Origin of the sequence: Streptomyces bobili, assembly GCF_002154575.1 — a bacterium.
GTDB classification, from domain to species: Bacteria; Actinomycetota; Actinomycetes; order Streptomycetales; family Streptomycetaceae; genus Streptomyces; species Streptomyces bobili.
Window position 1 is genome coordinate 1 of record NZ_MUBA01000259.1, and the last position, 2542, is coordinate 2542.

A 2542-nucleotide genomic window follows, 5' to 3' on the forward strand; every position below is an offset into this window, starting at 1 on the left:
GGCGTGGGGCGTAAGGGCCGGTCCGGACACAGGTGCGGGGCCGTCGGGTGCGCGACGGGCGTGGGGGGTCGGTCGTTCTTCAGGGCGCCCCCGCCGCTGTGGCCGGGGACCCCGACCGAGGAGAGGCGCCATGACCAGGACCGGACCGCAGCACTACCCCGGCGCACGCCGCGACCACTGGTACCAGGACGACTTCGGCGGCGACCGGATGGAGGTCAACGTCGTCGTCCTGCACACCACCGAGGGCCGCTCGCTGCCCGGCTACCAGGGCGGCGCCTCCGCGCCCAACCTCACGGCGGTGCCGGATCTCGCGGCCAGGAAACTGACCTGGTACCAGCACTTCGACATCGACATCTCCTCCCGCGCTCTGCGCAACAGGCCCGGCGGGGTGCAGACGAACACGCTGAACGTCTGCCAGGTGGAACTGGTCGGCACCTGCGACCCCGAGCTGCACACCAAGTGGCAGGCGAGCGGCAAGGCCCACGTCTACTGGCCGAAGGCGCCGGGCTGGGCGCTCCTCGGCGTCGCCCGCTTCCTGGCGTGGGCGCACGAGCAGCACGGCGTACCCCTGCGCGGCCCGGCGCTGTGGCCGGCGTACCCGAGGTCCTACGGGAACGGGGCCGGGCAGCGGATGAGCGGGGCGCGGTGGAACGACTTCCAGGGCGTGTGCGGGCACATGCACGTGCCGGAGAACGACCACGGGGACCCTGGGGCCGTCGACTTCGACGAGCTGATCCGCCTGGCGAAGGCGGCGGTGCGGGGCTGATCCGTCACCCGCCGTCGGCGGCGTCCGCCGCACCCTCCAACCTGGCGATCGCCGCGGCGACCTGGACCGACCGCTGCTCCGGGGACCGGGCGCGGAGTACGCCGAGCATGGCGAGGTAGCGGTCGGTGCGGCCCAGGCGGCCGAAGGTCACACGGGCCCGCGGACTGCGCTCCAGGGCGGCCGCGAGTTCCGCGGGGACGGTGGCGTCCTGCTGCGAGGCGTACGCCGCCGCCCACCGTCCGTCGGCCCGTGCCGCCGCCACCTCGGCGAGACCGGCGGGCCGCATGCGCCCGGCCGCGGTCAGCTGCTCCACCCGGCGCACGTTGACGGCCGACCAGAGGCTGCCCGGCCTGCGGGGTGTGATCCGCTGGAGGAACGACGTGTCGTCGAGCCCTTTGCGCTGTCCGGTGATCCAGCCGTGGCACAGGGCCACGTCGTTGACGTCGGCGGCGGTGACGGACCGGACCCCGGAACCCTTCTTGGCGACCTGGATCCAGAGGCCCGGGTGCGGCGCCGGATGCGCGGTGAGCCAGTCGTCGAGGGCGCAGACGTCGGGGAACGCGAGGGGCACGGCGGACTCGGTCATGGGGACAGGGTAGGAGCCGTATAGGCCGGTTTCCGTCCTAGATGCCGCCCTTCGCGTCCCGCGCCCGGACCGTCGGCATCGGCATCGGCGTGGCCGGATCGCACCCCTTGTGCGAAGGCTTGCGGCGTTCTCATAATCCAGCAACAGATTTGACTTGCTCATGCCAGCAAGCGGGCACTTCTTTGTTGCCACTGTTGTCATGTGCGCGTCAATTCTATGTTTCGGGCACCACGAGATCCCCCCGACACGGTCAACCCCCCACGGAAGGCACCACGTTGAAGAATCTCCTCACCGCGCTCAAGAGACTCGCGGCCGTCGGCGCCGCCGCCCTCGCGATCGCCAGCCTTCAGCCCGTCTCGTCCGCCCAGGCCGCCCCCTCGCCGGTCGTGGGCGGGACACGTGCCGCGCAGGGCGAGTTCCCGTTCATGGTCCGGCTCTCCATGGGCTGCGGCGGCGCGCTCTACACCCAGCAGATCGTGCTCACCGCCGCGCACTGCGTGGGCTCGACCGGCGCCAACACCAGCATCACCGCCACCGCCGGTGTCGTGGACCTCCAGTCCAGCACCGGTCGCGTCCAGGTCCGCTCCACGTACGTGTACCGGGCGCCCGGCTACAACGGCAACGGCAAGGACTGGGCGCTCATCAAGCTCGCGCAGCCCATCAATCTGCCGACCCTGAAGATCGCCACCACCACGCAGTACAACACCGGCACCTTCACCGTGGCCGGCTGGGGCTCGGCCACCGAGGGCGGCTCCCAGCAGCGGTACATGCTGAAGGCGACCGTGCCGTTCGTCAGTGACGCCACCTGCCGTTCCTACAGCGGTTACAGCGGCCTGATCGCGAGCGACGAGATCTGCGCCGGGTACGCGGCCGGCGGCGTCGACACCTGTCAGGGCGACTCGGGCGGCCCGATGTTCCGCCGGGACGCGGCCAACGCCTGGATCCAGGTCGGCATCGTCAGCTGGGGCATCGGCTGCGCCCGGCCCAACGCGCCCGGCGTCTACAGCGAGGTCTCCACGTTCGCCTCGGCCATAGCCTCTGCGGCGGCCTCTCTCTGACCCGCTCCGGCTCCGCACCTCTTCGTACGACGTCCACGGGCCCGGCGCGTCCAGCGCCGGGCCCGTCCGCGTGCACGCGTGGCGTAACCGGGCCCTCCGGTCAGAAGCCGCCGCCGAAGTCCCCTCCCCCAC

3 protein-coding genes are annotated in these 2542 nt (G+C 72.0%); 2 read left to right on the forward strand and 1 reads right to left on the reverse strand.

Features of this window, described 5'->3' with window-relative positions; translation table 11 throughout:
* Positions 1 to 130: 130 nt before the first annotated feature.
* Complete coding sequence (locus tag BZL64_RS21305) at positions 131 to 766, forward strand: hypothetical protein (protein WP_086770798.1); 636 nt, start codon at positions 131 to 133, stop codon at positions 764 to 766.
* A 4-nt stretch (positions 767 to 770) separates the two neighbouring features.
* Here the strand turns inward: BZL64_RS21305 and BZL64_RS21310 are convergent, their stop codons facing one another.
* Positions 771 to 1352 (reverse strand): YdeI/OmpD-associated family protein, encoded by a 582-nt coding sequence (locus BZL64_RS21310; RefSeq protein ID WP_086770799.1) that lies wholly within the window; start codon positions 1350 to 1352, stop codon positions 771 to 773.
* A gap of 275 nt (positions 1353 to 1627) precedes the next feature.
* On the opposite strand from BZL64_RS21310, the gene BZL64_RS21315 reads away from it, so the two are divergent.
* Positions 1628 to 2410: a serine protease gene (locus tag BZL64_RS21315; protein ID WP_086770800.1), complete on the forward strand. Its 783-nt coding sequence runs from the start codon at positions 1628 to 1630 to the stop codon at positions 2408 to 2410.
* The last annotated feature ends 132 nt before the right edge of the window (positions 2411 to 2542 follow it).

Excerpts from the sequence above, each read along its gene's own strand:
- BZL64_RS21305 (WP_086770798.1), top strand. The coding sequence starts at position 131 with ATGACCAGGACCGGACCGCAGCACTACCCCGGCGCACGCCGCGACCAC.
- BZL64_RS21310 (WP_086770799.1), bottom strand. The coding sequence starts at position 1,352 with ATGACCGAGTCCGCCGTGCCCCTCGCGTTCCCCGACGTCTGCGCCCTC.